The 26,244-nt window shown below is 63.8% G+C and carries 22 protein-coding genes; 9 read left to right on the top strand and 13 right to left on the bottom strand.

The window, feature by feature from the left end; translation table 11 throughout:
• Positions 1 to 208 precede the first annotated feature (208 nt).
• The 8 genes from ugpC to OX460_RS14140 all read left to right on the top strand — a co-directional run bounded on the left by ugpC (position 209) and on the right by OX460_RS14140 (position 10,147).
• Positions 209 to 1,294 carry a sn-glycerol-3-phosphate ABC transporter ATP-binding protein UgpC gene (gene ugpC / locus OX460_RS14105; protein WP_289899034.1) on the top strand — a complete coding sequence of 362 codons (1,086 nt, stop codon included), beginning with the start codon at positions 209 to 211 and terminating at the stop codon, positions 1,292 to 1,294.
• A 108-nt stretch (positions 1,295 to 1,402) separates the two neighbouring features.
• On the top strand, positions 1,403 to 2,623 hold the full coding sequence (malE, locus tag OX460_RS14110) for a maltose/maltodextrin ABC transporter substrate-binding protein MalE (protein ID WP_077402478.1): 1,221 nt from the start codon (positions 1,403 to 1,405) through the stop codon (positions 2,621 to 2,623).
• 131 nt (positions 2,624 to 2,754) lie between these two features.
• A complete protein-coding gene (malF, locus tag OX460_RS14115) occupies positions 2,755 to 4,266 on the top strand; it encodes a maltose ABC transporter permease MalF (protein WP_289899035.1) in 1,512 nt (503 codons plus the stop codon).
• Between the two features lie 10 nt (positions 4,267 to 4,276).
• Positions 4,277 to 5,167, top strand: coding sequence for a maltose ABC transporter permease MalG (gene malG / locus OX460_RS14120; protein WP_077402472.1), 891 nt, complete (start codon positions 4,277 to 4,279; stop codon positions 5,165 to 5,167).
• Positions 5,168 to 5,169: 2 nt separating this feature from the next.
• Complete coding sequence (locus OX460_RS14125; protein ID WP_289899036.1) at positions 5,170 to 6,816, top strand: alpha-amylase family glycosyl hydrolase; 1,647 nt, start codon at positions 5,170 to 5,172, stop codon at positions 6,814 to 6,816.
• Entirely contained in the window at positions 6,813 to 7,724 is a 912-nt protein-coding gene (locus tag OX460_RS14130) for a PfkB family carbohydrate kinase (protein ID WP_289899037.1), read from the top strand. The genes OX460_RS14125 and OX460_RS14130 overlap by 4 nt, the downstream gene beginning before the upstream one ends.
• A 94-nt stretch (positions 7,725 to 7,818) precedes the next feature.
• Positions 7,819 to 9,105 (top strand): aminotransferase class I/II-fold pyridoxal phosphate-dependent enzyme, encoded by a 1,287-nt coding sequence (locus OX460_RS14135; protein WP_289899038.1) that lies wholly within the window; start codon positions 7,819 to 7,821, stop codon positions 9,103 to 9,105.
• 49 nt (positions 9,106 to 9,154) lie between these two features.
• A complete protein-coding gene (locus OX460_RS14140) occupies positions 9,155 to 10,147 on the top strand; it encodes a GyrI-like domain-containing protein (protein ID WP_289899039.1) in 993 nt (330 codons plus the stop codon).
• 18 nt (positions 10,148 to 10,165) lie between these two features.
• On the opposite strand, the gene OX460_RS14145 is transcribed toward OX460_RS14140, so the two are convergent.
• Positions 10,166 to 10,969 (bottom strand): SDR family oxidoreductase, encoded by an 804-nt coding sequence (locus tag OX460_RS14145; protein WP_289899040.1) that lies wholly within the window; start codon positions 10,967 to 10,969, stop codon positions 10,166 to 10,168.
• A gap of 179 nt (positions 10,970 to 11,148) precedes the next feature.
• Here OX460_RS14145 and OX460_RS14150 point away from each other — a divergent pair, with 179 nt between their 5' ends.
• Positions 11,149 to 11,727: a TetR/AcrR family transcriptional regulator gene (locus tag OX460_RS14150; RefSeq protein WP_289899041.1), complete on the top strand. Its 579-nt coding sequence runs from the start codon at positions 11,149 to 11,151 to the stop codon at positions 11,725 to 11,727.
• Here OX460_RS14150 and OX460_RS14155 read toward each other — a convergent pair.
• From OX460_RS14155 to OX460_RS14210, 12 genes are all read right to left on the bottom strand, one after another.
• Positions 11,684 to 12,727 (bottom strand): AAA family ATPase, encoded by a 1,044-nt coding sequence (locus tag OX460_RS14155; protein ID WP_289899042.1) that lies wholly within the window; start codon positions 12,725 to 12,727, stop codon positions 11,684 to 11,686. The genes OX460_RS14150 and OX460_RS14155 overlap by 44 nt on opposite strands.
• The gene (locus OX460_RS14160) at positions 12,724 to 14,091 is read right to left on the bottom strand and encodes a capsule biosynthesis protein CapK (protein ID WP_289899043.1); all 1,368 of its coding nucleotides are present in this window, start codon (positions 14,089 to 14,091) and stop codon (positions 12,724 to 12,726) included. The genes OX460_RS14155 and OX460_RS14160 overlap by 4 nt, the downstream gene beginning before the upstream one ends.
• Positions 14,088 to 14,681, bottom strand: coding sequence for a hypothetical protein (locus OX460_RS14165; protein WP_289899044.1), 594 nt, complete (start codon positions 14,679 to 14,681; stop codon positions 14,088 to 14,090). The genes OX460_RS14160 and OX460_RS14165 overlap by 4 nt, the downstream gene beginning before the upstream one ends.
• A 1-nt stretch (position 14,682) precedes the next feature.
• The gene (locus OX460_RS14170) at positions 14,683 to 16,455 is read right to left on the bottom strand and encodes a VWA domain-containing protein (protein ID WP_289899045.1); all 1,773 of its coding nucleotides are present in this window, start codon (positions 16,453 to 16,455) and stop codon (positions 14,683 to 14,685) included.
• Positions 16,452 to 17,423: a hypothetical protein gene (locus OX460_RS14175; protein ID WP_099664611.1), complete on the bottom strand. Its 972-nt coding sequence runs from the start codon at positions 17,421 to 17,423 to the stop codon at positions 16,452 to 16,454. The genes OX460_RS14170 and OX460_RS14175 overlap by 4 nt, the downstream gene beginning before the upstream one ends.
• Before the next feature lie 9 nt (positions 17,424 to 17,432).
• Entirely contained in the window at positions 17,433 to 17,918 is a 486-nt protein-coding gene (locus OX460_RS14180) for a hypothetical protein (RefSeq protein WP_289899046.1), read from the bottom strand.
• On the bottom strand, positions 17,915 to 19,495 hold the full coding sequence (locus tag OX460_RS14185) for an AAA family ATPase (protein ID WP_251351121.1): 1,581 nt from the start codon (positions 19,493 to 19,495) through the stop codon (positions 17,915 to 17,917). The genes OX460_RS14180 and OX460_RS14185 overlap by 4 nt, the downstream gene beginning before the upstream one ends.
• A gap of 169 nt (positions 19,496 to 19,664) precedes the next feature.
• The gene (locus OX460_RS14190; protein ID WP_289899047.1) at positions 19,665 to 20,816 is read right to left on the bottom strand and encodes an ABC transporter permease; all 1,152 of its coding nucleotides are present in this window, start codon (positions 20,814 to 20,816) and stop codon (positions 19,665 to 19,667) included.
• Positions 20,813 to 21,994 carry an ABC transporter permease gene (locus OX460_RS14195; RefSeq protein WP_289899048.1) on the bottom strand — a complete coding sequence of 394 codons (1,182 nt, stop codon included), beginning with the start codon at positions 21,992 to 21,994 and terminating at the stop codon, positions 20,813 to 20,815. The genes OX460_RS14190 and OX460_RS14195 overlap by 4 nt, the downstream gene beginning before the upstream one ends.
• A 6-nt stretch (positions 21,995 to 22,000) precedes the next feature.
• Positions 22,001 to 22,975 (bottom strand): HlyD family secretion protein, encoded by a 975-nt coding sequence (locus tag OX460_RS14200; protein WP_289899049.1) that lies wholly within the window; start codon positions 22,973 to 22,975, stop codon positions 22,001 to 22,003.
• A 2-nt stretch (positions 22,976 to 22,977) separates the two neighbouring features.
• A complete protein-coding gene (locus OX460_RS14205; protein WP_289899050.1) occupies positions 22,978 to 24,402 on the bottom strand; it encodes a TolC family protein in 1,425 nt (474 codons plus the stop codon).
• Positions 24,403 to 24,579: 177 nt separating this feature from the next.
• The gene (locus OX460_RS14210) at positions 24,580 to 26,190 is read right to left on the bottom strand and encodes a bifunctional aspartate transaminase/aspartate 4-decarboxylase (RefSeq protein WP_099664621.1); all 1,611 of its coding nucleotides are present in this window, start codon (positions 26,188 to 26,190) and stop codon (positions 24,580 to 24,582) included.
• Between the last annotated feature and the right edge of the window lie 54 nt (positions 26,191 to 26,244).

Genomic DNA, 26,244 nt, shown 5'->3' on the forward strand with positions numbered 1-26,244 from the left:
GGCGCCATGCCGCCAATTACAATAACGAGCCCCGCGCATCAGCGGGGCCGAACAACAGAGTATCAGTGCTTGGCAAAATCGTAGCGAGCGGATGAAAGTTGTGGCTGAGAAGCGCAGCTGTGCGAATGCACGGTGAGCATCGCCAGCCGCAAGTTCGACGCGCAGTAGATTTGGCCAGGCACATTCAGTGAGATTGAGGACGACAGACATGGCTGGACTGAAGTTAACAGGCCTGAAGAAGGCATATGGCGACGTGCAAACCCTGCACGGCATCGACCTGGAGATCGCCGACGGCGAATTCATGGTCTTCGTGGGCCCGTCGGGTTGCGGCAAATCCACCTTGCTGCGCAGCATCTGCGGCCTGGAAGAAATCAGCGGCGGCGACCTGTATATTGGCAAGACCCGCATGAACGACGTGCCGCCCGCCAAGCGCGGCATCGCCATGGTATTCCAGAGCTACGCCCTGTACCCGCACATGAGCGTGGCGCAAAACATGGCCTTCGGCCTGAAACTGGCCGGCATGAACAAGGTGCAGATCGCCGACGCCGTGCAGCGCGCCGCGCAAATCCTGCGCATCGAACCTTTGCTGGAACGCAAGCCAAAAGACTTGTCGGGCGGCCAGCGCCAGCGCGTGGCCATCGGCCGCGCCATCGTTCGCAAGCCCGACGTCTTCCTGTTCGACGAACCGCTGTCCAACCTGGACGCCTCGCTGCGCGTGCAGATGCGCATCGAACTGGCGAATCTGCACCGCGAATTGCGCTCGACCATGATTTACGTCACGCATGACCAGGTCGAAGCGATGACCCTGGCCGACCGCATCGTCGTGCTCAACGCGGGCCGCATCGAGCAAGTGGGCGCCCCGCTGGAGCTGTACCACCACCCCGCCAACCTGTTCGTGGCCGGCTTCCTCGGTTCGCCCCGCATGAATTTCCTCAAAGGCAAGATCCACAGCTACGCGGACGGCGTGGCCACCATCGCCACCAACGCGGGCGGCATGCTGCAAGCCGTGTTGACGCAGCCGCTGACCAGCGGCACCCCCGTCACCGTCGGCGCGCGTCCCGAACACGTGCAGGCGTGTGCGCCCGGCGCCACCGCCGCCCTCACGGCCACCGTGCAAGCGGTGGAAAAACTGGGCGACATCAGCTATCTGTATGTGCAGGTACCGGGCGGCGACGAGCCGCTGGTGGTGCGCGCCGATGCGGAAACGGACTGGGCCATTGGCCAATCCGTGGCGCTGCAGGTGGCGCCCGCCCGCGTCCATGTGTTCGACGAGCATGGACAGACGCGTACCTGATTCCGGATTTAAGGGCCAGGCGCTACAGGCGCCGCCTGGCCTGGTTGCATCGTTTCAGCCTTGATATTCAACATAAACTTAGCATAAAAAAAGACACTGGAGATTGACATGTCGTTCACGCACCCGAAACGCAGCTTCATCAAAACCACCCTGATCGCCGCCGCCCTGGCCGGCATCGGCAACCTGGCCGCCGTCAGCATGGCGAACGCGGCCGAAGCAGGCACCCTCTTGATCTGGATCAATGGCGACAAGGGCTACAAGGGCCTGGCCAAGGTCGGCGAGGAATTCACCAAGAAGACGGGCATCAAGGTCGTCGTCGAGCACCCGGAAGATGCGCCAAACAAATTCCAGCAAGCGGCCGCCGCCGGCAAGGGCCCGGACATCTGGATCTGGCCGCATGACCGCATCGGCACCTGGATCGACGCCGGCTTGCTGCAACCATTGACGCCAAGCAAGGAAGCGCGCGCCGCCATCCTGCCGCTGGCCTGGAACGCCTTCACCGTGGGCGGCAAGACCTGGGGCTACCCGATCTCCATCGAAGCCGTCGCCCTCGTCTACAACAAGGACCTGGTGCCGACCCCGCCAAAAACCTTCGAAGAAATCGCCGCACTGGACAAAAAATTGTCCGCGCAAGGCAAGAAAGCCATCCTGTGGGATTACACGAATACCTATTTCACGTGGCCTTTGCTGGGCGCGGGCGGCGGCTTCCCGTTTGAAGTCAAGTCCGACGGCCGCTACGATGCGGCGAAAACGGGCGTGAACAATGCCGGTTCGCAAGCTGGCGTGAATGCGCTGATGACCCTGATCAACAGCGGCGCCATGCCGAAGGGCGCGGGCTATGCCGAGATGGAAGCCGGTTTCAACCAGGGCAAGATCGCCATGATGATCAACGGCCCATGGTCGTGGGACAATGCGCGCAAGTCGAAGATCAATTTCGGCGTGGCAACGATCCCTACCGTCGCCGGCAAGACGGCCACCCCATTCGTGGGCGTGCTGGGCGCGATGATTTCGAAAGCCAGCCCGAACAAGGATCTGGCGACGGAATTCCTGGAAAACCAGATGCTGCAGATCAATGGCCTGAAAACCATCAACGCCGACGTCCCGCTGGGCACGCCAGCCAACAAGGTGCTGTTCGCGGAATTGAAAGCCAATCCGAACATCCAGGCGACGATGGAAAGCGCGCAGGCGGGCCGCCCGATGCCGAACAACCCGGAAATGGGCCGCTTCTGGTCGTCGATGCAATCGGCGCTGGAAAACATCACGCAAGGCCGCCAGACGACCAAGGATGGCCTGGATGCGGCGGCGAAGCGGATTACGACGGCGAATTAATAAACGTTGGTTAGGCGAAATCTAATTTCGACCATCAGCAGAAATCTGGGGTCAGACCCGGCGGGTCTGACCCCGGCTCTCCGTTGCGTCCATCCCGACGCAAACAGCACCATTTTCACAGGTATCCCATCGTGCGCAAGTTTATCGGCCCTACGGTATTGACCATCAGCATGGCGCTGGGTCTGTATCTGCTCTTCATGTTGTACATTTCCGGCCAGACCATGCTGGCCGCCGTTTTCCTCGGCTTGCTGACCCTGACGACGTTTGTCTTCACGTCGCCGCGCGCCTATGCCTACCGCTATCTGTTTCCCGGCATTACGGCGGTCATCGTCTTCGTGCTGCTGCCGATGGTGTACACGGTGTCGATCGGCTTTACCAATTTCAGTTCGCGCAACCTGCTCACCTATGAGCGCGCCACGCAATACCTGCTGGACGAGACGCAGCGCGTGGAAAGCGCCGGCTATGCCATGACCGTGCATGCCGACAACAAGGAATACCGCTTGCGCCTGGAAAGCCCGGACACAGGCGAAGTGCTGCTGACGCAGCCGCTGGCCCTCAAGCGCGCCGTGCCCCTGAACGTGGAAGTGACGCCGCTCGACCCCGTGCAGGCGCCCGTGCTGGCCCCGCCGCTGCCCATCAAGGACATCATTGCCCTGCAAAAGGATCTGAAGTTGCTCACCTTGATCTTGCCGAACAGGATAGAGCTGCGCATGGTGGGCTTGCGCGAATTCGGCCCCGTCGCTCATGTCTACAAGCAGTTGCCGGACAAAACGCTCAAGAAAATCGCCACGGGCGAACTGGTCAAGCCGAACTTCAAGACGGGCTTTTATGAAATGCCGGACGGCACGAAGCTGGAACCGGGCTTCAAGGTCAACGTCGGTTTCGCCAATTTCGTGAAAATCTTCTCCGATGAAGCGTTCCGCGGCCCCTTCCTGCGCATTTTCGTGTGGACCATCGTTTTCGCCCTGATCAGCGTGGCCACCACGACGGGCCTGGGCATGGTACTGGCCGTGCTGCTGAACTGGGATGCGCTGCGCTTCCGCGGCCTGTACCGCACCCTGCTGTTCCTGCCGTACGCCGTGCCTGGCTTCATTTCCATCCTGGTCTTCAAAGGTTTGTTTAACAATAACTTCGGCGAAATCAACCTCGTGCTCGACGCCTTGTTCGGCATCAAGCCCGCCTGGTTCTCGGACACCACCCTGGCCAAGGCCATGATTTTGATCGTCAACACCTGGCTGGGCTACCCCTACATGATGGTGGTGTGCATGGGCTTGATCAAGGCGATCCCGTCGGACCTGTACGAAGCGTCGGCCCTGGCCGGCGCGGGACCGCTGACGAATTTCTTCAAAATAACGTTACCCCTGATCATCAAACCGCTGACGCCGCTGATGGTGGCCAGCCTGGGTTTCAACTTCAACAATTTCGTGCTGATCAGCTTGTTGACGGGCGGACGTCCCGATTTCCTCGACACGACGTTACCGGCCGGCACGACGGACTTGCTCGTGTCCTACACCTACCGCATCGCGTTCGAGGATTCCGGCCAGAACTTTGGCCTGGCCGCCGCCATCTCGACCCTGATCTTCTTCCTCGTGGCCGCGATTTCGCTGGTCAACATGCGCCTGACGCGCATGAACAAAGCATAAAGGACCGACCATGGCTATCGTTGTCGACCGTTCCAACCGCTGGCGCATCCTGGCGGCCCACGTCGCCGTGATCGCGCTGATCGCGCTGGTGATGTTTCCCTTCCTGATGATCTTGTCGATCTCATTGCGCCCTGGCAATTTCGCCTCGGGCAGTTTGATACCGCCCGAGATCAGCTTCGAGCACTGGCGCCTGGCACTGGGCATGTCTTACCAGGCGCCCAACGGCACCCTGGTCGAGCCGGACTTCCCCGTGCTGCTGTGGCTTTGGAATTCCATCAAGGTGGCCAGCATGAGCGCCACCGTCACCGTGCTGCTGTCGACCACCTGCGCGTACGCATTCGCGCGCATGCAGTTCCGCTTCAAGTCGCAAACCCTGTCGGCGCTGATGCTGCTGCAGATGTTCCCCGCCGTGCTGGCCCTGGTAGCCATCTACGCCATCTTCGACGTGCTGGGCAGCTACGTGCCGTGGCTGGGCATCGACCACCACGGCAGCCTGGTGCTGGCCTATACGGGCGGCATCGCCCTGCATATCTGGACCATCAAGGGCTACTATCAAACCATCCCCATCGAAATCGAGGAAGCGGCCAAGGTCGACGGCGCCACGCAATGGCAAGCGTTTGTCTATGTGCTGCTGCCGATGACGGTGCCCATCCTGATGGTGGTGTTTTTGTTGTCGTTCATCGGCGCCATCATCGAATACCCGATCGCTTCCGTGCTGCTGCATGAACAGAACAACCTGACCCTGGCCGTCGGCTCGAAACTGTTCCTGTACGAGCAAAAATACCTGTGGGGCGACTTCGCCGCGGCCGCCATTTTGTCCGGCTTGCCCATCACGGCCGTGTTCCTGCTGGCGCAAAAATGGATGATCTCCGGCCTGACGGCTGGCGGCGTGAAAGGCTGACCATGCGACGCTCCCTGACTACGCTGGCCGCCCTGTTACTCAGCGCTTCGGCGCAGGCAGGCAGCGTCAGCTTCGCTGACAACCCCATCGTCTACTTCGCCGTGACGGACCGTTTCGCCAACGGCAATCCCGGCAACGACCACAGTTATGGCCGCGCCGCCGACCCGCAAGGCGGCGACGTCGGCAGCTTTCACGGCGGCGACATCGCCGGCCTCACGCAGCAGCTCAAAGCTGGCTACTTCAAGGAACTGGGCGTCAACGCCCTGTGGATCACGGCGCCGTACGAGCAGATCCACGGCTGGGTGGTGGGCGGCAAGCAGCAATTCCAGCATTACGCCTACCACGGCTACTGGGCGCTCGACTACACGACCATGGATGCCAACATGGGCACGCGCGAGGAATTGCGCGAGATGATCGATATTGCCCACGCGCAAGGCATCCGCGTGCTGTTCGACGTGGTGCTGAACCACCCGGGTTACGCGGACTTGCGCACCCTGTTCGAATATAAAGTGCCCGTGCTGTGGCCGGGCCATGAAAAAGCCACCCTGCGCGACTATCATAGCTACATCGACTACAACAACTTTGATTTCGCACAATGGTGGGGTCCGGACTGGGTGCGCGCCGGCTTGCCAGGCTATCCCGACGGCGGCAAGGACGATTTCACCATGCAGCTGGCGTATCTGCCCGACTTCCGCACGGAAAGCGCGAAGGCCGTGGGCTTGCCGCCGATCCTGCAGCGTAAAAGCGATACGCGCGCCGTGGCCCTGCCCGATGCGACTGTCCGCACTTACCTTGTCCACTGGCTGGCCGACTGGGTGCGCGAATTCGGCGTCGACGGTTTCAGGGCCGACACCGTCAAGCACGTGGAGCCGGCCAGCTGGCTGGCCCTGCGGGCGGCGGCCACCGATGCCCTCAAGAATTGGAAAACCCGCCACCCGCAGCAAAAAATCGACGACGCACCGTTCTGGATGACGGGTGAAGCGTGGGGCCATGGCCCCGAGCGCAGCAGCTGGCATGACGCGGGCTTCGACTCGATGATCAATTTCGATTTCCAGAATCGCGCGGGCGGCGACTGGAAAAGCATCGATGGCGTGTACCGCCAGTACGCGACGTTGCTGGGCAAGCGCATGGGCAATGCACCCCGCTACGACATCCTGTCGTATATCTCGTCGCACGACACCAGCCTGTTCCCGCGCGACCGGCTGAAACATGGCTTGTCCGCCCTGCTGCTGGCGCCGGGCGGCGTGCAGCTGTTCTATGGCGATGAAAGCGCGCGCCAGCCTGGCGCGGCGCCCATCGGCGACGAACAGCAGGCCACACGCTCCGACATGAACTGGTCGTCGCTCGATGCGGCCACCCTGGCGCATGCGCGCAAGCTGGGCCAGTTCCGCCTGCGCCACCCTGCCCTGGCGCGCGGCGAACACCGCCTGATCGATGAAAAACCGTACGCGTTCGCCCGCGTGATGGATGGCGACGCCGTCATCGCCGTGCCGGAAGCACAAGGCGCGCTCGAACTGAAGGTGCACGGCGTCTTCGCCGATGGCACCCCGCTGCGCGACGCCTACACCAATCACACTTACACCGTCAAAGACGGCGCCGTCGCCGTGAATGCGGCCGGCACCGTCCTGTTAGAAAAGGCAGCACCATGAGCAGCTATGACATCTTAGTGGTCGGTGGCGCCGGCATCGACACCATCGTGCGCGTCCCCGACCTGCAATTGCCCGTCGCCGATTCGCTGCATGTGCCGCCCATCCGCGACTACGTGGCGCACACGGGCAATGGCGTGGCGCTCGGTTGCCATGCGCTGGGCCTGCGCTGCAAGTTCATCGACTTCATCGGCGACGACGCGCAAGGCGCGGCCATCCTGCAGCGCTACAAGGATGCCAGGCTCGATTTCTCGCACATCGTCGAGCCGTCCGGCACGCGGCGCAGCGTCAACCTGGTCGACCCGCAAGGACGCAGGCTGTCGCTGTACGACGGCCGCCACCCGGAAGACGTGCGCATGCCGACCGCGTTTTATCTTCCCTACCTGGGGCCGGCGCGCCACGCGCACTTTTCCATCATGGGCTGGGTGGCCGCGCTGTTTGATGATGCGCAAGCGTGCGGCACCACCGTGTCGACCGATCTGCACGACTGGGATGGCGTCACCCCGCACCACAAGGTGTTCGCCCTGCGCGCCGACCTGGTCTTCCTCAGCACGGCGGCGCTGGGCGAGCGCACGGAGTCCGTCATGCGCGCGATTGTCGCGGAAGGCCGCGCGCAGGCGGTGATCGCCATGGCGGGCGCGCACGGCGCCTACCTGCTGGAACGGGGCAGCGAGACCGTGCGTCACACTCCGGCGGCTGGCTTGAAGCTGCCCGTGGTGGACACGAATGGCGCAGGCGACTCGTTCGTGGCCGCCTTCCTGCACGCCTGGCTGGGCGGCGCGGGCCTGGACGAAGCCATGCGCCGCGGCGCCATCGGCGGCGCGTTTGCCTGCGCCCAGCATGGCACGCATGAACGGTTTATCGGCAAGGCAGAGCTGAATGACTTATATCAAGACGGCACTAGCTTATGACTTAAAATTCTATCAAGCGTGATAACTTGGTAACGGGCGCATGGCACAATGGCTGCGGATTTCACCATTGCAGACCATTCGAACCGGAGACCACATGAGAATCGAAACCCTGGCCGTGCACGCCGGCTACACCCCCGCCCCGACCACCAAGGCCGCCGCCGTCCCCATCTACCAGACGGTGGCCTACGCCTTCGACAATGCCCAGCATGGCGCCGACCTGTTCGACCTGAAGGTCGCCGGGAATATCTACACGCGCATCATGAACCCCACGCAGGACGTGCTGGAAAAGCGGGTCGCGGCGCTGGAAGGCGGCGTGGCGGCATTGGCCGTGGCGTCGGGCATGGCGGCCATCACCTACGCGATCCAGACCATCGCGGAAGCGGGCGACAATTTCATCTCCGCCAGCCAGCTGTATGGCGGCACCTACAACCTGTTTGCCCACACCCTGCCGCAAATCGGCATAGAAGTGCGCTTCGCCGACGCGCGCCAGCCCGAAACCTTCGCCGCGCTGATCGATGCGCGCACCAAGGCCATCTTCTGCGAATCGATCGGCAACCCGCTGGGCAACGTCACGGATGTGGCCAAGCTGGCCGAAATCGCGCACGCGCACGGCATCCCGCTGATCGTCGACAACACGGTGCCCAGCCCCTACCTGTTCCGCCCCATCGAGCATGGCGCCGACATCGTCGTCCACTCGCTGACCAAATACCTGGGCGGCCACGGCACCACCGTGGGCGGCGCCATCGTCGACAGCGGCAAATTCCCATGGGCCGAACACAAGGAGCGCTTCAAGCGCCTGAACGAGCCGGACGTGTCCTACCACGGCGTCGTCTACACGGAAGCGTTCGGCCCCGCCGCCTTCATCGGCCGCGCGCGCGTCGTCCCGCTGCGCAACATGGGCGCGGCCATTTCGCCACTCTCCGCCTTCCAGCTGATCCAGGGCATCGAGACCCTGGCCCTGCGCATGGACCGCATCTGCGACAACACGCTGGCCCTGGCCAAGCACTTGAAAAACCATCCGAAAGTCGCGTGGGTCAATTACGCGGGCCTGGAAGACCACCCGGACCACGCGCTGGTGAAAAAATACATGCACGGCCGCGCCTCGGGCATCCTGTCCTTCGGCCTGAAACTGGCCAGTGGAGAAGATCCGCGCGCGGCCGGCGCCCGCGTGCTCGACGCCCTGCAACTGTTCACGCGCCTGGTCAACATCGGCGACGCCAAGTCGCTGGCCACCCACCCGGCCTCCACCACGCACCGCCAGCTCAATCCCGAAGAACTGGCCAAGGCCGGCGTGTCCGAAGACATGCTGCGCCTGTCCGTGGGCATCGAGCATATCGACGACTTGCGCGAAGACCTGGAGCAGGCATTGAACGCGGCGTAAGCCTCTTTTCCACGCCGCCCGGAGGGGACTTCATGCCATAATCGGCGGCATGTCTTCCTCTCCTACTCCCCCTGAGCAGCCGACATCCGGCCATTTCCGCGCCGAATACGCGCGGCGCATGAATGCCGTGCTTGACCATATCGACCGCCACCTCGACACGCCGCTGGAGCTGGCGCAGCTGGCCGACGTCGCGCATTTTTCACGCTTCCACTTTCACCGCGTGTTCGCCGCCTGGATGGGCGAGACGCTGGGCGACTATGCGCGCCGCCGGCGCCTGGAAACGGCCGCCTTGCGGCTGGCCTGCCGCCCCGGCGAAGCGATACTGGACATCGCGCTGGCGACGGGCTTCGGCTCCGGCGAAGCGTTCGCGCGCGCCTTCAAGCTGAAATTCGGCTGCACGCCGACGGCCTGGCGCGCCGGCGTCGCCGCAAAAAACGCTGCCATGCTCGCAGCCATGCGCCTGCGCCGGCAAGATAGCAATCCGGATCAGGCCATGCGCAATCCCGGTCAGGAAAACGGGCCGAACTTCCAGCACCATGGGCACTCCAATCCACTTCATAGAGAGAGTCCCATGCAAGTCACCATCCTCGACCTGCCGCCCGCCACCGTGGCGTGCCAGCGCCATATCGGCCCCTACGGCCCCGCCATCGGCGCCTTCTGGCGCGACACCGTCGCGCCATGGATGCAGTCGCACGGCCTGGGCGACGCGACGTGCTACGGCATCGGCCATGACGATCCCAGCATCACGCCGCCGGACAAATGCCGCTACGACGCCTGCGTCGCCGTGCCCGATGCATTCCAGTCGGGCGGCCGGGCCAGCATCACCACCCTGCCGGGCGGGCGCTATGCGGTAGCGCAATTCAAGGGACCATCCAGCGCCATTGCCGAAACGTGGACGCGCATGACGCGCGAATGGCTGCCGGCCAGCGGCCTGCAGTGGGATGAGCGCCCGTGCTTCGAGCGCTTTTCCGCGGCCACGGCGCTGGATCCGGCCACCGGCGAATTCTCTTGCGACATCTGCATCCCCGTACGGCCGCTGTAGCTTCCTCTTTCGCGTGTATCAGCCCGCGATGCCATAGCGCGATGCCGGCTTGCCGCGCATCGCGCCTGCGAACAGGGCCAGGCGGGCTGCATCAAACTTCTCCCACAATGCCTGGTCTTCGACGGAAGGCAAGGTCACCAGTTCGCCCTGGTCCAGGCCCGCCAGCGCCGCATCGACACAGTCTTCGGCGCGCATGATGGTGGCCTGGTCCAGCTGCGCCAGCGGCACGCCGCTCAATTCCCAGATTTCCGTCGCCGTCGATGCGGGCAGCACCAGCTGCACCACGATGCCCGTGCCGGCCAGCTCCTGCTGCAAGCCGCGCGTGAAATTCATCACATAGCCCTTGGTGGCGCTGTAGATCGTGCTGACGGGCAAGATGTGGAAGGACAGCACGGAGCCGATATTGATGATGGTGCCGCTGTTGCGCTGCTTGAACCGCGGCAGCACGGCGTAGCTCAGCTCCGCCACGGCCGTCACGTTGACCTTGTCCATGGTGGCGATGCCCGCTTTCGGCGTATCGACGACGGGCGCCAGGGTCGACGCGCCCGCATTATTGACCAGCATGGTGATGGCCGGATTGCTGGCCAGTTCATCGGCCACGCGCTGCAGGTCGGCCGGTGCGGACAAGTCCGCCGCCATGGCACGCACGGACACGCCATACTTTTCCGCCAGCGACTTGGCCAGCACGTCCAGGCGTTCGACCCGGCGCGCCACCAGGATCAGATCGAAGCCTCGGCTGGCCAGGCGGTCCGCATATACGGCGCCCAGGCCCGACGACGCGCCAGTGACGAGGGCCGTGCCCGGTGTATTGACTGTACTCATGATGGTTCCTTTGCAATTGGTAAATTCGAATGAATGGCTTTCAGCAGGACGGATCAAACATGATATTCATCATGCTTTGGTGCGACACCAAACATGATGATCATCATGCTTAGTGTCGTAAGCATGACGTACGTAATGTATGATGTCAACAGAAATTATTTAATGATCGGGAGAACACCATGCGATACCCAGCGGCCGAAACGGCAGAAAAACACCAGCGCATCCTGCAGGAAGCGGCGCGGCTGTTCCGTGAACAGGGCTTTGACGGCGTCAGCGTGGGACAGATCATGAAGGCGACAGGACTCACGCATGGCCCCTTCTACAACCACTTTGCCTCGAAGGAAGCGCTGATGGCGGAAAGCACGCTGCACGGCTCGGAGCACTCGCGCGCGGCGCTCGATGCGGCAACCATCAGTCCGGAAGCCATGCGCCAGTATGTGCGCGATTATGTGAGTCCGGCCCACCGCGATGCGCCGGGCAACGGGTGCTTGCTGGCGGCGCTGGCCGGCGACGCGCGCAAGCAGCCGGCAGTGCTGCCCGCCTTCACCTTCCACCTGAAATCCATCATCGGCAAGCTGACCACGCATTTTCCGTGGCAGAAAAAACGCAACCCCCGGCAGGAAGCCATCGTCATGCTGTCGGCCATGGTGGGCGCCGTGGCGCTGGCGCGCGCCGTCGACGATGCCGCGTTTTCGGACGAGATACTGGCGGCGGTCAGCACGGCATGCGCGCCGCCAGCACTTGCGCCACCTGCCTGATCCTGTCGTCCACCGAACCTGACACATCGACAAAGGCGATCCCCCGCCGCGCCAGCTCCGCCTGATACCACGCATGCTGGCGCGCGCGGAAATCCTCGTCGCGGCGCGTGCCGTCCTGGATGAAGGGAAAATCAGGGGCGCACAGCAGCACCAGGTCGTAGCCGTGCTCGGCCAGCCGCGCCAGCTCCGGCTCGGCCTTGCCGAACATCTCGACGCAGTAGAAATACGTCGTCATGGGCGAGGTATCGCAAAACAGCCAGCGCCGCGCAGCCAGGCGCGCCTGCGCTTCGCGGTGCAGCTGTTCCCGGCCGATTTCCAGCAAATCGTCATAGTTCAATATCCCATCCTGGCTTTCCCACAGTTCGCGGCCATACTCAGCCACCCAGGCCGTCTCGAAATGCGCCGCCAGCGCCTGCGCCAAGGTCGTTTTTCCGCTCGATTCGCCGCCGAGCACGCACACGCGCGTGACAAGATCGGCGCGCACAATCGGCGACAGGAAGGCGCTGTGCGCATGCGGGTCTTGCCGCACCATGGTGCCGGACACGGGTACCAGGGTCCTCGCCTGATCCACGCTCACGTGCGCCACCGGCCCGCCGGCATAATGCCGTTCCAGCACCTGGGCAAAGCCGGGGCCATAGTCTTCGCTGGTGAACACGGCATCGACGGGCAACGCCAGCACCGTCCAGCACAGCCAGCCCATGAAGTGGCGATGCAGCTCGCCATCGTCGTCATTGTGCGGCAGATGGCGGGCAGGCACGCCGCGCGCAGCGCACAGGGCTGCCAGGCGCGCATCGTCCAGCACCACGATGTGCGCGTGCGGGAATTGCGCCCGCAGCCACCGTTCCCGGTGCGCCGGCTCATAGCCGGGAAATTCGGGCCTGGTGTAGCTGACCACCAGCAGTTCTTCGCAGGCGTCTTGCGCGCGCTTGATCAACAGTTCATGGCCCTGATGCAGCGGGCAAAATTTGCCGACCACGAGGCAGCGTTTATAAAGGTTCATGCCACTGCTTCCTGCAAATCCGAGGTGTATTGAATGATCTTGTCTTCCGCCAGCAAGGTCTCGACCGTGATGGCGCCGAAAAAAGGCGCGAGCAAGGCGCGCGCCCGGTCAGCCTGCGGCATGGCGTTCGGCGCCAGGCGCAGCGCGATGGCGCCGTCGCCATGCTGGTGCACGCCGAACAGGGCGATGGCCAGCGGTTTCAGGGCATGCGTAATGTCGATATTGTTGATCCATTCGCCATTGATCGTCCTGTAGCGCAGGGGACTGCGGCCGGCCAGGCCCACCAGCACGGGACCATGCGGGCCATGCGCCAGCGAGGCGTAATCACCCGTGCGGTAGCGAACCAGCGGCAGGCAAAAATTGAAGCCGCCCGTCACGGTGATTTCGCCGCGCGCGCCATCCGGCACGGGCTGGCCCGCGCTATCGAGGATTTCCACGTACAGCCGGTGCTGCAGCAGCACGTGGCCACCCGCCTGTTCATCGTAGACGGCCACGGGGCCCACTTCATTGAGCGAATAGATGTCGAGCACGGGGCAGCCGAACGCCGCTTCGAGGCGCGCGCGCATGCCGGGCAACAGCATCATCGACACGGACAGCAGCGCGGCCGGCTTGTGCGTCATGGACAGGGTCAGCAACTCGGCAAACGAGATGGGGTCGCCCGCAATCAGCTCGGGCGCCATGGCGTCCAGGTAGCGCGCGCGGTCGTCCGGGTCGCGCCAATCGTCCTCGTGCAGGTTGATCTTCGCCAGGCCGGATTCGTTCATCGCCGGCGTGACGGAGACATAGGTGAAGCAGCGGCGCTGATGCCCCAGCAGCATCACGCCCACCTGGCCCGCGCCATGGCGCAGGGTGACGCCGAAGCGGTGCAGCGCGCGCTTGTGGAAGGCCAGGTAGCGCCCCGCCACCAGCGGGTGCGAGGCGATCAGCAGCGGGTGGCCAGTCGTGCCTGTCGTCTGGAAGTTGATCATGCGTGCCAGATCCGCGTCGTCGGGCACGAAGGCGGCGATGTCGTGGGCCAGTTCGGCGCGGCTGATGGGCGCCACGTCAGCAAGACGCGCGGGCGGCGAACCGCAGGCGCGGTAATGCGGCACGGTGGCGTAGGTCGTCCTGAGAAAATCCGCCAGCCAGGGTGGCGGCGCGTCTTTGCTCCAGCCGATCTCCGCCTGCATGACTTCCTGCTCGTAGGCGCGCAAGGCCGCCACTTCCGCCGCCTGCAGCTTGTTGCCGCTGCGGTTGCGGTAGCTGGGCGCCGCCGGGTGGCTGCGCAGTTTTTCCAGCATGCGCGCGCCCTCCTGCGTCAGGGTGGGACAGTAGTCGCGGTCCGATTCCCATGCGCCGCCCGGCAAATTGACGTCCACGCTCATTCGCGCGACCACTTGTCGGCCGATTCCTCGGCCGCCTTCTTCGCCAGCGCCTCGCGGATTTCCCGCGCGCGCTGCTCGGCCAGGCGGCTCGCTTCAAGCAGGCGGCGCCGTTCCGTGCCGCTGATGGCGGACAATCTGTCCGTGGCCTGCGCCACGCTTTCGTCGCGGGGCCGGAACCCCAGGCGCGCCAGCACGATGCGCGCCAGTTCCTCGCGCCGCTCGGGGTCTTGCGTAAACTGGTGGGCCGGCGTGGCGGCGGCCAGTTCGCGCGCCGCCTCGCCCAGTACCTGCAGCAAGGCTGGCTGCGGCAACTGCTGCGCGGTGAACCACTCGTCGGCCAGCAGCCAGCACAGGATCATGGCCAGCGCCAGCCGGTTGCGGTCCGCCTTCACTTGCGCGCCGATGAACCCCTGCAAGGACGCGGCCGGCGCGCGCGCGCCATGCAGCAGCAAAACGTCGTTGACCAGCGCCGCCACCGCCACTGCCTGCGCATTGGCGACGCCGGCGATACGGGGCTCGGCGAGGAATTCGACGGACGTGTCGGCCAGGCGATGGGTTAATCTTTCGAGGTGGGGTCCGGGAATCTGCATGTCATGATTGTATATAGTGGCGCCGGCTGAACGCCCGCGCAAAGTCCAGCAAATCCTCGTAGCGCTCGACGGCGTGGATATCCCAGCCCTGTTCGCGGCGCGCGCGTTTCAAATCGTCATAGGTCTGCTGCAGCCACTTATGGGCCGCCGCGCCATCCCAGTCGCGCTCCAGGTTCAGGGCCATGGTGCCGCCCGCGCCGCCCTGCGCCAGCGCTTTCGCCGAGATATCCCAGCCGCTGTTGCCCAGTTCATCCTGGTCGAACATGGTGGTGATGCCGTCGTCGGAAATCATCAGGATGTGCGCGGGCCGTTCGCGCCTGATCGCATAGGTCTGGCGCAGGCGGTGGATGGGGAAACAGGTGCCGCCGCCAAAAAATTCCGTCAGCACGCCCAGGATCATGTCTTCATCGCGCACGAAGCCTGGCGTTTGCATCACCTCGTTCTTGCCGCTCCACAGGGTCACCTGCACCTTCGCGCCGGCGCGCAGGGCGGACAAGGCGATCACGGCGCCAGCCAGTGTCAGAAACGAAGTATGCGCCTGCGGGTTCGGCATGGAGCCGGAACTGTCCACGTACATGTCCAGGTCGACGGGCACGGCGTCGATGGCGCGCGCCGGTTCGCGGCCGTACACGCGGCACACGGTGGTCACGCCCGGCACGGGGCGCGGCGATTGCATCACCGATTGCAGCCAGTCGATGTCTTCCAGCGGGTCGCCGATTTCCCATGCTTCCAGCCCTTCCATCTGCGGTTCCTGCGACTCGGGCGCGGGGCGGCTGGGGAACGCCACCAAGTGCGGCAATGCCCGTTCGCGGTAATAGCGGATGGCGATTTCATGGTCGCTCAGGCTCACGCCCGACGCCTTTAAGATATCGCCCAGCTCGAACGGTTCGCGCAGTTGCCCGCCGCCCTGCCTGGCGGGCGCCGCGGTCACAGGTTCCTCGCCATCAAGGCCGGAAATGCGCTTGTCGTACACCGGGTGGATGGCGCCGTCCTCTTCGTCATCCTCGATCTGCTGCGCGCCGTACGTCTGGCAGCCGCGTGCCGCGTCGCGCGTGTCCTGCAGGTAGCGGCTAGGGTCAATGTCACCCAGGGCATCCGTATCTTCCACCAGGTAAGGCAGCAGCAAGGTGGCGAAGCGGCCCGCCGCCAGCATCCAGTCGTTCGCATACACGCGAATGAGGCGCGCCCCCAGCCAGGCATCCGTGTCCAGGCGCTCGTCAGCGTGGCCGCCGCCCAGCTCGCCCTTTTCCAACTGCCACAGGTTTTCATAGATACGCATGTACAGGGTCCATACGCCGCCGCTGCCCTTGCCGTCCGGTGCTGGCGCTTTCCCCTGTTGCAACTTGCGGTAGATGTCCGCCATGCGCAAGTTCGCCTGGCGCTGCAGGCGATCGTTGATGAACAGGTCCGTGTACAGGTTGGCCACCATGGGCGCGTGCTGTTCCAGCGTCGGCAAGGCTCGGCGCATGCGCGCCAGCAGGCGGAACTGGTCGCTGGCGCTGCCCGGCGCGAGGATATGGTGGCCGATTTCATGGGCGAGGATTTCCAGCGCATAGTCGTCCAGCCCCAGCTCCGTCACCAGCGGCAAGTCCACCACCACGCTCTGGTCGAGCAGCCGGATCATGGCGAAGCTGCCGGACAAGCCCTGCCTGCTGGCCTCGACGCGGCTGGCGCACAGGCTGGGGTCGCGCAGGCGCGTAAACTTGCTCCACACGGCCAGGGCCTCGGGCCAGGCGGCGCGCCAGCGGTCGATCAGGTCGGCATCGTTCTTCATGCGAGCGGCAGCAGGCGGATGGCGTGCGTCCACGGTGACGTGATGGCCAGCGTATGCGCATTCGCGGCGATGGCGATGTCGCCGGCCGGCAGGTCGAGCGCGATGCTGCGCGCGCCGATATGCACGGTCGCCCCCTCGAGGCGCACGGACGCCGGCACGCCGGTTTGCGCCAACTCAAACTCCTGCGCCGTGGCGCTGTGCAGCACGGCGCCATAGGCATCGGCCACCAGCAAATAATGGCGCTCGGCGCTGCGCACGACAAACCCGTCAAGCGTGGCGCGCACTTGCGGCGGCGTGGCGAAGTCGCCACCCAGGCCCGTGAAGGCGCCGAACTCCCTGCCTTCGGCATTGCCGCGCCACGGATTAGCCATGAGCTGCGCATGCACCTGCGGCCATTGCGCGCCCGGTTCGCCAAAGGCGGCCAGCGCCAGCGCATGCGGCAAGGTGTCGGCGGCGGCCAGCGCGCCCTGGCGGAAATGCGCGACGCCGGCGCGCCAGGCCAGCACCTGGCCCACGGCGCGCAGCTGTGCGACGCTGCCGACTTGCGGCGCCACGGCAGCCATCCCGGCCTGCCATTGCGCGGGCCGCGCGCCCGCCACGGAGGAAATGTGGATGGCGGCGTTGCTCAGCATGCCCAGCACGTCGACGGGGGCCGTCGCCAGCAGCGGCGCAAACGATGGCGCCAGTTCGCGCCAGACGGTATTCAGGAAGGGATTTTTCGCAGCCGGACCGGCCAGGCCATGGCCCACCAACTCCAGGGCCATGTCGTAGGCGGCCAAGGTAACGCCGCCCACGCGCTCGGTTGCTGCGGCGGCCACGGCCACCACCAGCGGATCGACGCCGTCGTGCAAGAAGGCGCCGAAGGCGGCCATGTCGAGCGCGGGAAAGCGCCGGCGCGCTTCCGCTGCGCGGCCATTGAACTGGGCGCGGCCACTGGCAAGGATAGTTGCGAAGGCAGGAGAAATCATTGTTCCTCCTCAATCGCTATGCGAAAAATGCAGCAGATAGCGCTCATCCCCTGATTCGAACGCGATCTCGTCCCAGTGGATCGCGTACCAGAAACCGGAGGGCGGCGTCATCGTCACGGCGTGCAGGGAAAAACCGCCCAGCGCGTCGTCGAGCGACGCCAGAAATGCGGCCACCAGTTGCGCGCGAAAGCGCCCGGGTGGCGCCGCCTGCATGTGCCGCGACGAGAAAAACCAGCGCTGGCACACCTGCTCCAGGTGCGCGCGCCCGCACGGCGCTGCATTGATTCGCCACAAGGCCGCCGGCAAGTCGCGTGCCGGAGCGATCACGTTCAAGGCATAATCCTCCACGCGCAGACCCAGCGCCGTGGCAAGGTCCGGCGCATCGGGCAGACGTGATAATTCGTAGCTCGCGCACAGGTCGCTGGCCTCGCTGTTCAACATGGCCAGCGCGTCGAGAAAACCGCGGCAATGGTCGATATTCAGTGCGTCGTTCATTGCGAACGCAACCAGCTACGGTAATTCGTATAGCGCTGGTGCAGGTACTTGAGCTTCAACAAATCATCATACAGGGGTCCGTACAGCTTTCTTCCTTTTGTACGCTCGCCGATCAGCTTTTCGATGCGGTTCAGGCGCGCCAGGGTCTCGCGCTCGCTCACGCCATCGAGGCCCAGGTCGAATTCGGCCGACAGCACGCCGACAGGGTCGTCGCGGTCCAGGTCCAGGCGGTTGAATTCATCGTTCGACAAATCGAACAGGCGGCGCAGCCAGCCCAGCCTGTCGCTGCGGTAGGCGGCGTTTTCCGGCAGCGCGAAAAATGGCGCATCCGGGTCCGGCTGCAGCTTGTTATGCAGGACGAATGGCAGCACCTGGCGCAAGTCTTCCAGCTCCACCTCGCCATTGCCGCGGAAATAAGCCATGGCCTTGGCGTAGATCAAGAGCGCCATCAGGGTGCGCACGGAGATCCCGTTGAGGGTCTGGCAGCCGAGGTCCTTCAGGCGGTCGCGCCCATTGTCGGCCGCCTGCGCGGCGCCCCGGTCGGCGCCGGCCAGGCGGGCCGTATCCTTGGTCATGTATTCGAACTGGCCACCGGCCGTCTCGAACAGCTCGAACTGGCTGGCGAAGAATTCCAGGCGACGGCGCACGGCTTCGGGCACGCCCACCTGGCGGATGGATTCGCCAATTTGATCCACCTCCGCTTCCGTAAAGATGATATCGGGCGGCACCAGTTCTTCTGGCCGCACGTTTTCCTCCACGCGCAGCAGCAGTTCATTCAGGAAGCGGGGGTTGAAGGCCAGCGCCTGCACCGTCACGTCGATCCGGTCGCGCAGCGCTTCGATCACCTGGTAGGTACCGCCGCCCTGGTCATCGTTGGCCGTCAGATACCAGGCCGCTTCCGGACATTCGTAAATATGGTTCAGCACTTCCGCGTAATTGTCGCCCATGACGGTGAGCAGCGCGCTTTGCGTGCGCGTGGGGATGCGGTTGTATTCATCGACGATTTTCACGCGCATGCCCAGCCAGGCGCGCCAGGCGATGCGGATCTCGTCCATGCTTTGCGCATTGACCAAGTCCGCCGGCAGCGGATTGCCCAGCAAGTCGGCTACCGTCATCTGCGGGTGGCCATGCTGCATGGCGCGCTTGACTTCCTTGACGGTGGAACCGGCCAGCACGCCCATCAGCAGGGCGCTGGCCGTCTTGCCCCGCCCCGGCCCGCCGACGAACAGGCATTTGCGGCGCGTGGCGAACGTCAGCAGGGGCAGCAAAATGAAGCTGGAGTAGCTTTGCGCCGATGGCAGATTCAGGGTGCGGCGGCTGTCGCCCACGGCATACGTCTGCGACGGGCCATCGTTGTACTCGATGTCGTAATGGGGACTGATGATGGCGTGGTTGACGATCCAAAAGTATGCCTGGCGCAGCTTTTCATCGAAAGGCCGGGCTTGCGCCTCGCCTTCCGCTCCCAGCGCGATGGGGCCCTGGTACAGGTCCGCCACGTCGAACTGCCGCGCGGCGGGCGCCGCCTTGGGTTTGGTGGGGGCCTGGGACAGGCGCTGGAACAGATTAAAAGCTGACATGATTGGCTAACGCCTGTCAAAACCTACTGCGCGTCGGTATTTACGGCCTGCGATGCTCACTGTACATTCGCACAGTTGCACTTCTCGGCCGCAACTCCCTTCCGCTCGCTACGGTTTTGTCAGGCGTTGTTATTTAATGTGGAAACGAAATTATTGCATATCGGCCCAGTTACGCCTTGTTCAAATCGACAACAGTCTCCTCCATCCCGCGCCAGCGCCACCAGCCAAGCGCCACGCAAGCGACCAGCAAGGCCAGCAGCCCCGCCACTTCATGGCGGATTTCATACAGCGAGGCACCCATTTGATTAAGCGCAACAAAGCCCTGGATACCGGCCGTCGATGGCAGCAGCCAGCGCAGCCATTGCAGCACGACGGGCATGGACGACACGGGCCAGGTCAGGCCCGCGAGGAACAGCACGGGCATCGAGGTGGCGATCATCAGCTGCGTGCCCCGCTCGCGCGTGCGGAACAGCATGCCCAGCAACATGCCGAAGGCCGCCTCACACAGCGAGAACAGCACCAGCAGCAAGAGCATGCCGCCAAAGTTGCCGCCACGGGGGTAATCCTGGAACCAGAAGACGAAACCGAAGAAATAGCAGCAGTTCAAAAACGCGACGCAGGCAAACGCCAGCAGCATGCCCATATACCCACCCGCCGTGCGCCTGCCCGCCACGGGAAAGGCCTTGCGCTGGTACCAGGTGCCGAACAGCATGGTCATGCCGATCAGCAAGGTCTGCTGCACGATCAAGGTCGCCACGCCCGGCACGACGTAGGCGCCATAGCCTTCCTTGACGTTAAACAGGGGCACGGCGTCGAAGGCGATGGGCGAGCGCTGCTGGTTGGCCTGGATGGTGGACGGCGTGCCCGCGCCCAAACGCTTGAGCTCAATACCGGCCGACACCGTGCCCACCACTTCGGCCAGCCCGTTCAGGGCCACCTTGTTCAGCATCAAGTACAAGCCATTGCCCGCCACTTGCGCGTGGGCGGCGCGGCCGGCCAGCACGTCCGTCTGCAAACCGTCGGGAATGATCAATACGCCCATGACCTGGTCGCGCCATAATAAATCTTGCGCGACGGGCAAGTCCGGCGTGACGGCGACCACGTGCAGCGACGGGTGGGCCATGGCGAAGCGCGTCAGCTGGCGCGACATGGCGCTGCGGTCCTGGTCGACGACCGCCACGGGCACGCGCTGGACGATTTCCGTCGAATACGGCAGCGGATAGAAGAAGGAATAGATGATGCCGCCGATAAACAGCAAGGTCAGCGCTCCCTTGTCCGTCAGCATGGCGCGCCAGGTGGCGACAAAGGCCGGCCAGATCATGTGCGTCCCCAGGCCGCAGGCGCATTCGCGCGGCGCGCCAGCAGGAATACGCCCACGGCGCCGCAGCCGATGGCGATGCCGGCCAGTATCAGCATTTCCTGCACGCCATAGCGCCATGGCGCGCCGGCCAGCCAGTATTTCGTTTGCAATTGCAAGTAATGCGTGAGCGGCAAGGCTTCCGCCCAGGCGCGCGCTGGCGCCGGCATGGCCATCAAGGGAAAAGCCTGGCCCGCAAACGCGAAAGCGGGCGCCGTGATGAAGGCCGCGCCCGACAGCGCCAAACGCAGGGACAGGGTGGCGGCGATCAGCAAGGTGGCCAGGCCGCAATACGCGAGCACCAGCAACAGCATGCTCAGCAGCAATGCCGGCAAGCTGCCCGCCACGGCCCAATCCCGCGCCAGGCTGAAGAACAGCAAGTACAGCAGCGCCAGCGCGCAGTAGGCGACGAGGGGAAACAGCAGCTTGGCGCCCACGGCGCGCAGCCAGCTGCCGTGGGCCGAGACCAGCCATTGCGGCACCGTACCGTCGCGCAACTCGCGTCCGATACTCGTGACGACGGCGACGACGATGAAAATCTGCAGCATGGCCGGCATCAGCGCCAACGTTAAAAATGCTTCATAGCTGATGTTTTCGTTATACAAACTGTTCAAGGTCGTGCGTATCGGTTCAAACTGGGCCGCCGCCTGCACGCCCGACATACCCTTTTTCACCCGCGCCGTCATCTCGATGCCGGCCGACAAGGTCGTGCTGACCGTGCGCACGTCGCGCAGCAAGGCGCCCGCGTGCGAGGAAAACTGCGCGTTGTACAGCCATTGCACGGTGGCTTGCCGGCCGCCCAGCAGTTTCTGCTCGAAATCGTTCGGGATCAGCAGATAGCCGAACGCCGTGCGCTCGCGCAAACGATGCAGGGCTTCGTCGCTGGACGCCACTTTCGCCGCCACCTGGATGCCGGGCGAAGCGTCGAGCCAGCGCGTGAGCTGGCGCGACAGGGTGGAATTGTCGTTATCGATGACGACGATGGGCAAGTCGCGCGCGATGCCGGCCGAAAACACCAGCCACAGCATGCCGCACAGCACGACAGGAATCCAGCTGAGCATGCCGAAGTCCCAGAAGTCGCCGCGCAGCCGCTGCCACTCGCGTGCCAGCGCCGCCGGCTGCTCTTTGTCAATCTCGCTCATCGGCTATCAGAGCGGTGGGAACACGACCGACATGCCCGGACGCAAGCCTTCGACCTTGATGGCGGGACGCAGGCGGATTTCAAACGTGCGCAGATCCGTGCCACCCGGACGGGCCGCGCGCCACGTGGCGAAGTCCGGCAGCACGGCGACCGAGCTGACCTTGAAGCTCAGTTGCTGTTTCAAGGCCGGCACGTTCGCCGTGTGCGTGCTGCCCATGGAAAACGCCGCCATCTCGTCTTCACGCACTTGCAGCACGGCCCAGGCGTCATCGAGGTTCACCAGGGTAATCACGGGAAAACCTTGCGGCGCCAATTCGCCCGGCTGGATCTGGATCTTGCTGACCTGGCCCGCCACCGGCGCGGCAATCTTCGTCTCGGCCAGCGCGATCTGCGCTTCCGTCAGCACGGCGCCCACCTGGCGCGCCTGGGCGGCGGCAGCCGTCTTGTCTTCGGGACGGGCGCCCTTTTGCGCCATATCAAACTGGGCGCGGGCCGCTTGGGCCAGCTGGTCGGCCGCGCGCCATTGCGCTTGCGCCTCATCACGTTTCTGCTGGGCAATCACGCCTTGCTCGAACATATTGTTGACGCGGGTATACGTGGTCTTGGCGATGCTGGCCCCCGTTTGCGCCCGCTCCCAGTTCGCTTTCGCAGCCGCAATTTCTTCCGGACGCGCTCCCGCTTGCGCCTTGTGCGCCACGGCTTCGGCCGCTTGCGTGGCGGCCGTCGCTTGCGCGATCTTCGCATCCACTTCCGGACTCGTCAGCTGGAACAGCAGCTCACCTTTCGGCACCGTCTGGCCCAGCTTGACGTACAGCTCGCCCACCCGGCCCGGCACTTTCGACGAGACATTGACTTCCTGCGCATCCATCTGTCCCTGCAAGGGCAGGCGCTGCGGCTGGAAGGCCTGGTACAAGCCCCAGCCCACGAAGGCCAGGACAATGACGGCGGCGACTATGGCCAAGGGTTTTTTGGAGGTGCTCATTATTATTTGTCCACAGGTAATTGGATATCGGCCGCGGCCGCCAGGCTGCCCAGGCGCTGCGTCTCGCCCGTCGCTTCCAGCAATTGCGCCAGCCCCATCACATAGTTATAGGCCGTCTGCGCGCGCTGGGTTTCCACCTTCGCCAGGTTCAGGCGCGCGTCGACCACTTCCAGCGACGTCACTTGCCCTTGCTGGAAAGCCACGGTTTGCAAGCGGATATTTTCTCGGGCCAGCTCCACCGACGAGGCCGTGGACAGGTACTGGATACGGGCGTTTTCCAGCGCGCGCCAATTCTTTTCGATCAGGGTGGGAATGTCGCGCTCGGCCTGGCGCGCCACCACTTCCACCCGCTCCTGGTCGAGCTTGGCGGCGGCGATCATCTTGCCCGTATTGATGCGGTGCACGAGGGGTACGGACACGACCAGGCCGACGGCCCAGTTCGAGCGCACGAGCTTTTCGTTGCCACGGTTCAAATTGTAGTTACCGATGGCAAACACGGTAGGCGCGTATTCCTTGCCATGCAGCTTCAAGGCTTGCTCGGCCTGCACGCGCTTGCTGTCGATCTTCTTCCAGTTCGCATTTTCGCGCATGCCCGTGCTGATGAACGATTGCAAGGTGCCGACCGGCAAGCTGTTGACGAACAGCGGCGTGCTGGGGCGCACTTGCGTATTGACGGCGAGCAAACGATCGAGCGCCACCTGGGCGATTTCCTCGTCGCTGCGCGCCTGCGCTTCGTCGCTGCGGGCGCTGTCCAGGGCCACGTCGGCGCGCAAGCGTTCTGCGCGAGAAATCAGGCCGCCCTTTTCCAGCTTGGCCGCGTCGCGCTGGTGCTGCGTCACGCCGGCCGTCACTTCGGCCCGCACGGCCACCACTCTCTTGGCCAGCAGCAACTGGAAATAGCGCTGCGCCACCAGGGTGGCCAGTTGCTCTTCCGCTTCCGTGCGCTCCGCCTGCGCGGCCAGGGTCAGGCTCGATGCGAGCCCCTTGACGGCGTCCAGGCGCCCGCCCGTGTAGATGGGCCACATGCCCAGCAAGCCGAACGAGGTTAGATCCGTCACCACTTCGCGGTTCAGGGAGTTGGGAATGTGCGGCGTGGGCAAGCCGGGAATCGGCGGCAGCACGGATTCGATGCCGCCCACCACGCCGGACAAGCCGCTCGTGTCGATGCTCAAATCCGTCGACAAACGGCCGCGAAACGCCGTCAAGTCCACGGAAGGGCCATCGATATTCGACAAGGCTTCCGCCTTCAGTGTTTTCGCGCGCACGTCGAGCGCGGCGCCCTGCACGGCGCCCGAAGCCTGGGCCGCCTGCTGCAGCGCTTCGTTGAATGTCAGCGGCGCGCCGGCCGGCAACTGCGCCAGGGCGGGCATGGCCGCGCCCAGCGCGCCCGCCAGCAATAATGATAAGTGTCCTTGCAATCTGCCCATGTAGCGTCCAGTCAATGAATGAGGGGAAAGCACGGGGTTGCCATGTTTATACTTTCACAATAGCAATTATATCTACGGATGTCTATTCCAGCCTGCACTATTGGTTACCGGAGCCGACACATAAAAACGGGCGCCTCTTGCGGGGCGCCCGTTGAGCTCAAGCAGCTACCCGGCGAATTACTTCTTCGCCTTCTTGCCGCCCTTCTCCTTTTCCTTTTCAAATACGGCAAAGAACTCGGACGCCATGTTGCGGATGGCGCGGCCGATGTTGGCGTAGTCGTATTCGTTCAGGTTGGCCAGCGACACGCGGCCGGACGGGTGCGTGGTGCCGAAGCCGCGGCCAGGCAACAGGATGACGCCCGTTTCCTCGGCCAGGCGGAACAGCGCTTCGTTCGGTTTGAGCTTTTTCAGCAGCCACTGCGAAAACTCCACGCCGTGCATCTGCGCGGCCAGCGATTCCATGTCCAGCAGGTGGTAGTAGCGCACGGAATTGGCGTCGTGCACCATCGGCAAGCCCAGTTCGCGGTACAGCGCTTCCTTGCGGCGCAGCACGATGCGTTTCATCGACTGCTTGTACTTTTGCTCTTCATCCATCAGCGAGAACAGGGAGAACAAGGTCATCTGCGCCTGCACGGGCGTGGACAGGCCGGCCGTATGGTTCAGCGCCACCGTGCGGCTGTCGGCTACCAGGCGGTCGATGAATTTCAGCTCGCGCGGCTCCGTCGTGATGGAGTGATAACGCGCATCGAGCTGCTTCTTGATGGTTTCCGGCAACTTGGCAATCTTGTCGTCGAGTACATTTTTCTCATGCGTGGCCACCACGCCCATGCGCCAGCCCGTCGCGCCGAAGTATTTCGAGAACGAATACACGAGGATGGTGTTGTACGGGCACATGGCGAACAGCGAGACGAAGTTGTCGGCAAACGTGCCGTACACGTCATCGGTCAGGATGATCAGGTCCGGGCGCTTCTTGATGATCTTGGCAATGTATTCCAGTGTGTCATCGTCGATCTTGACGGATGGCGGATTGCTGGGATTGACGAGGAAGAAGGCCTTGACTTTCGGGTCCAGCAGCTTGTCCAGCTCTTTCTTTGTGAATTGCCAATTGTTCGATTGAGGCGCATCAATATGCACGGTGTTCAGCTTGTAATCATTGAGCTGGGGAATCTCGATGTACGGCGTGAAGATCGGCATGCCCAGGGCAATCGTGTCGCCTTCCTGGATGATGTGGTTCGATTTCAGGCTGGCGAACAGATACGTCATGGCCGCCGTGCCCCCTTCGACGGCGTACATGTCGAAGTTGCCGACGAACGGATGGTCGCCGATCATTTCGCGGTGGATATACTGGCCGACGATTTTCTCGGACAGGCGCAGCATGCGGTCCGGCACGGGATAGTTGCAGCCGAGAATGGCTTCGCACATCTCATAGATGAAGTCGCCCGCGTCCAGGCCCAGCTGGTCGCGTACATACGACATGGCTGCCTCGATGAAATGCACGCCGGGGTTGCCTTCATGCTTGCGCACGAAGATTTCGAAGCGCGCCTCGATGCCGTCGCGCGTGGGGAAGCCGCCCACGTCATCCATGTACACATAGGAACGTTCCGCTTCCGTCATGGCAAACTGGCCGAACTGGAAGAAGCCGTGGCGCGGCGTGGTGGCCAGGAAATTCGGGTTGCCGCGGCCCGCATTGAGCATCAGACGGTTGCTTTGCTTGGCCGTCTGGATCAGCGCATCCTTCAATTCGAAGGGGCTCAACAGCGCGAGTTTGCTTGGGTTACTGAAATCCATTTCAACGACTCCTTATCAACTGACAATATGGGAAAAGCCCCGCACAGGCGGCTT

The organism is Janthinobacterium sp. SUN033 (assembly GCF_030397595.1).
Lineage (GTDB): Bacteria > Pseudomonadota > Gammaproteobacteria > Burkholderiales > Burkholderiaceae_D > Janthinobacterium > Janthinobacterium kumbetense.

Bases quoted from the DNA above. Each gene is read 5' to 3' on its own strand.
- OX460_RS14160 (WP_289899043.1), bottom strand. From the start codon at position 14,091: ATGAGCGTGGACGTCAATTTGCCGGGCGGCGCATGGGAATCGGACCGC.
- OX460_RS14175 (WP_099664611.1), bottom strand. From the start codon at position 17,423: ATGATTTCTCCTGCCTTCGCAACTATCCTTGCCAGTGGCCGCGCCCAG.
- OX460_RS14145 (WP_289899040.1), bottom strand. From the start codon at position 10,969: ATGAGTACAGTCAATACACCGGGCACGGCCCTCGTCACTGGCGCGTCG.
- OX460_RS14190 (WP_289899047.1), bottom strand. From the start codon at position 20,816: ATGATCTGGCCGGCCTTTGTCGCCACCTGGCGCGCCATGCTGACGGAC.
- OX460_RS14180 (WP_289899046.1), bottom strand. From the start codon at position 17,918: ATGAACGACGCACTGAATATCGACCATTGCCGCGGTTTTCTCGACGCG.
- OX460_RS14170 (WP_289899045.1), bottom strand. From the start codon at position 16,455: ATGAAGAACGATGCCGACCTGATCGACCGCTGGCGCGCCGCCTGGCCC.
- OX460_RS14155 (WP_289899042.1), bottom strand. From the start codon at position 12,727: ATGAACCTTTATAAACGCTGCCTCGTGGTCGGCAAATTTTGCCCGCTG.
- OX460_RS14125 (WP_289899036.1), top strand. From the start codon at position 5,170: ATGCGACGCTCCCTGACTACGCTGGCCGCCCTGTTACTCAGCGCTTCG.
- OX460_RS14130 (WP_289899037.1), top strand. From the start codon at position 6,813: ATGAGCAGCTATGACATCTTAGTGGTCGGTGGCGCCGGCATCGACACC.
- ugpC (WP_289899034.1), top strand. From the start codon at position 209: ATGGCTGGACTGAAGTTAACAGGCCTGAAGAAGGCATATGGCGACGTG.
- OX460_RS14195 (WP_289899048.1), bottom strand. From the start codon at position 21,994: ATGAGCGAGATTGACAAAGAGCAGCCGGCGGCGCTGGCACGCGAGTGG.
- OX460_RS14200 (WP_289899049.1), bottom strand. From the start codon at position 22,975: ATGAGCACCTCCAAAAAACCCTTGGCCATAGTCGCCGCCGTCATTGTC.
- OX460_RS14165 (WP_289899044.1), bottom strand. From the start codon at position 14,681: ATGCAGATTCCCGGACCCCACCTCGAAAGATTAACCCATCGCCTGGCC.
- OX460_RS14140 (WP_289899039.1), top strand. From the start codon at position 9,155: ATGTCTTCCTCTCCTACTCCCCCTGAGCAGCCGACATCCGGCCATTTC.
- OX460_RS14210 (WP_099664621.1), bottom strand. From the start codon at position 26,190: ATGGATTTCAGTAACCCAAGCAAACTCGCGCTGTTGAGCCCCTTCGAA.
- OX460_RS14185 (WP_251351121.1), bottom strand. From the start codon at position 19,495: ATGTCAGCTTTTAATCTGTTCCAGCGCCTGTCCCAGGCCCCCACCAAA.
- malE (WP_077402478.1), top strand. From the start codon at position 1,403: ATGTCGTTCACGCACCCGAAACGCAGCTTCATCAAAACCACCCTGATC.
- OX460_RS14135 (WP_289899038.1), top strand. From the start codon at position 7,819: ATGAGAATCGAAACCCTGGCCGTGCACGCCGGCTACACCCCCGCCCCG.
- OX460_RS14205 (WP_289899050.1), bottom strand. From the start codon at position 24,402: ATGGGCAGATTGCAAGGACACTTATCATTATTGCTGGCGGGCGCGCTG.
- malG (WP_077402472.1), top strand. From the start codon at position 4,277: ATGGCTATCGTTGTCGACCGTTCCAACCGCTGGCGCATCCTGGCGGCC.
- OX460_RS14150 (WP_289899041.1), top strand. From the start codon at position 11,149: ATGCGATACCCAGCGGCCGAAACGGCAGAAAAACACCAGCGCATCCTG.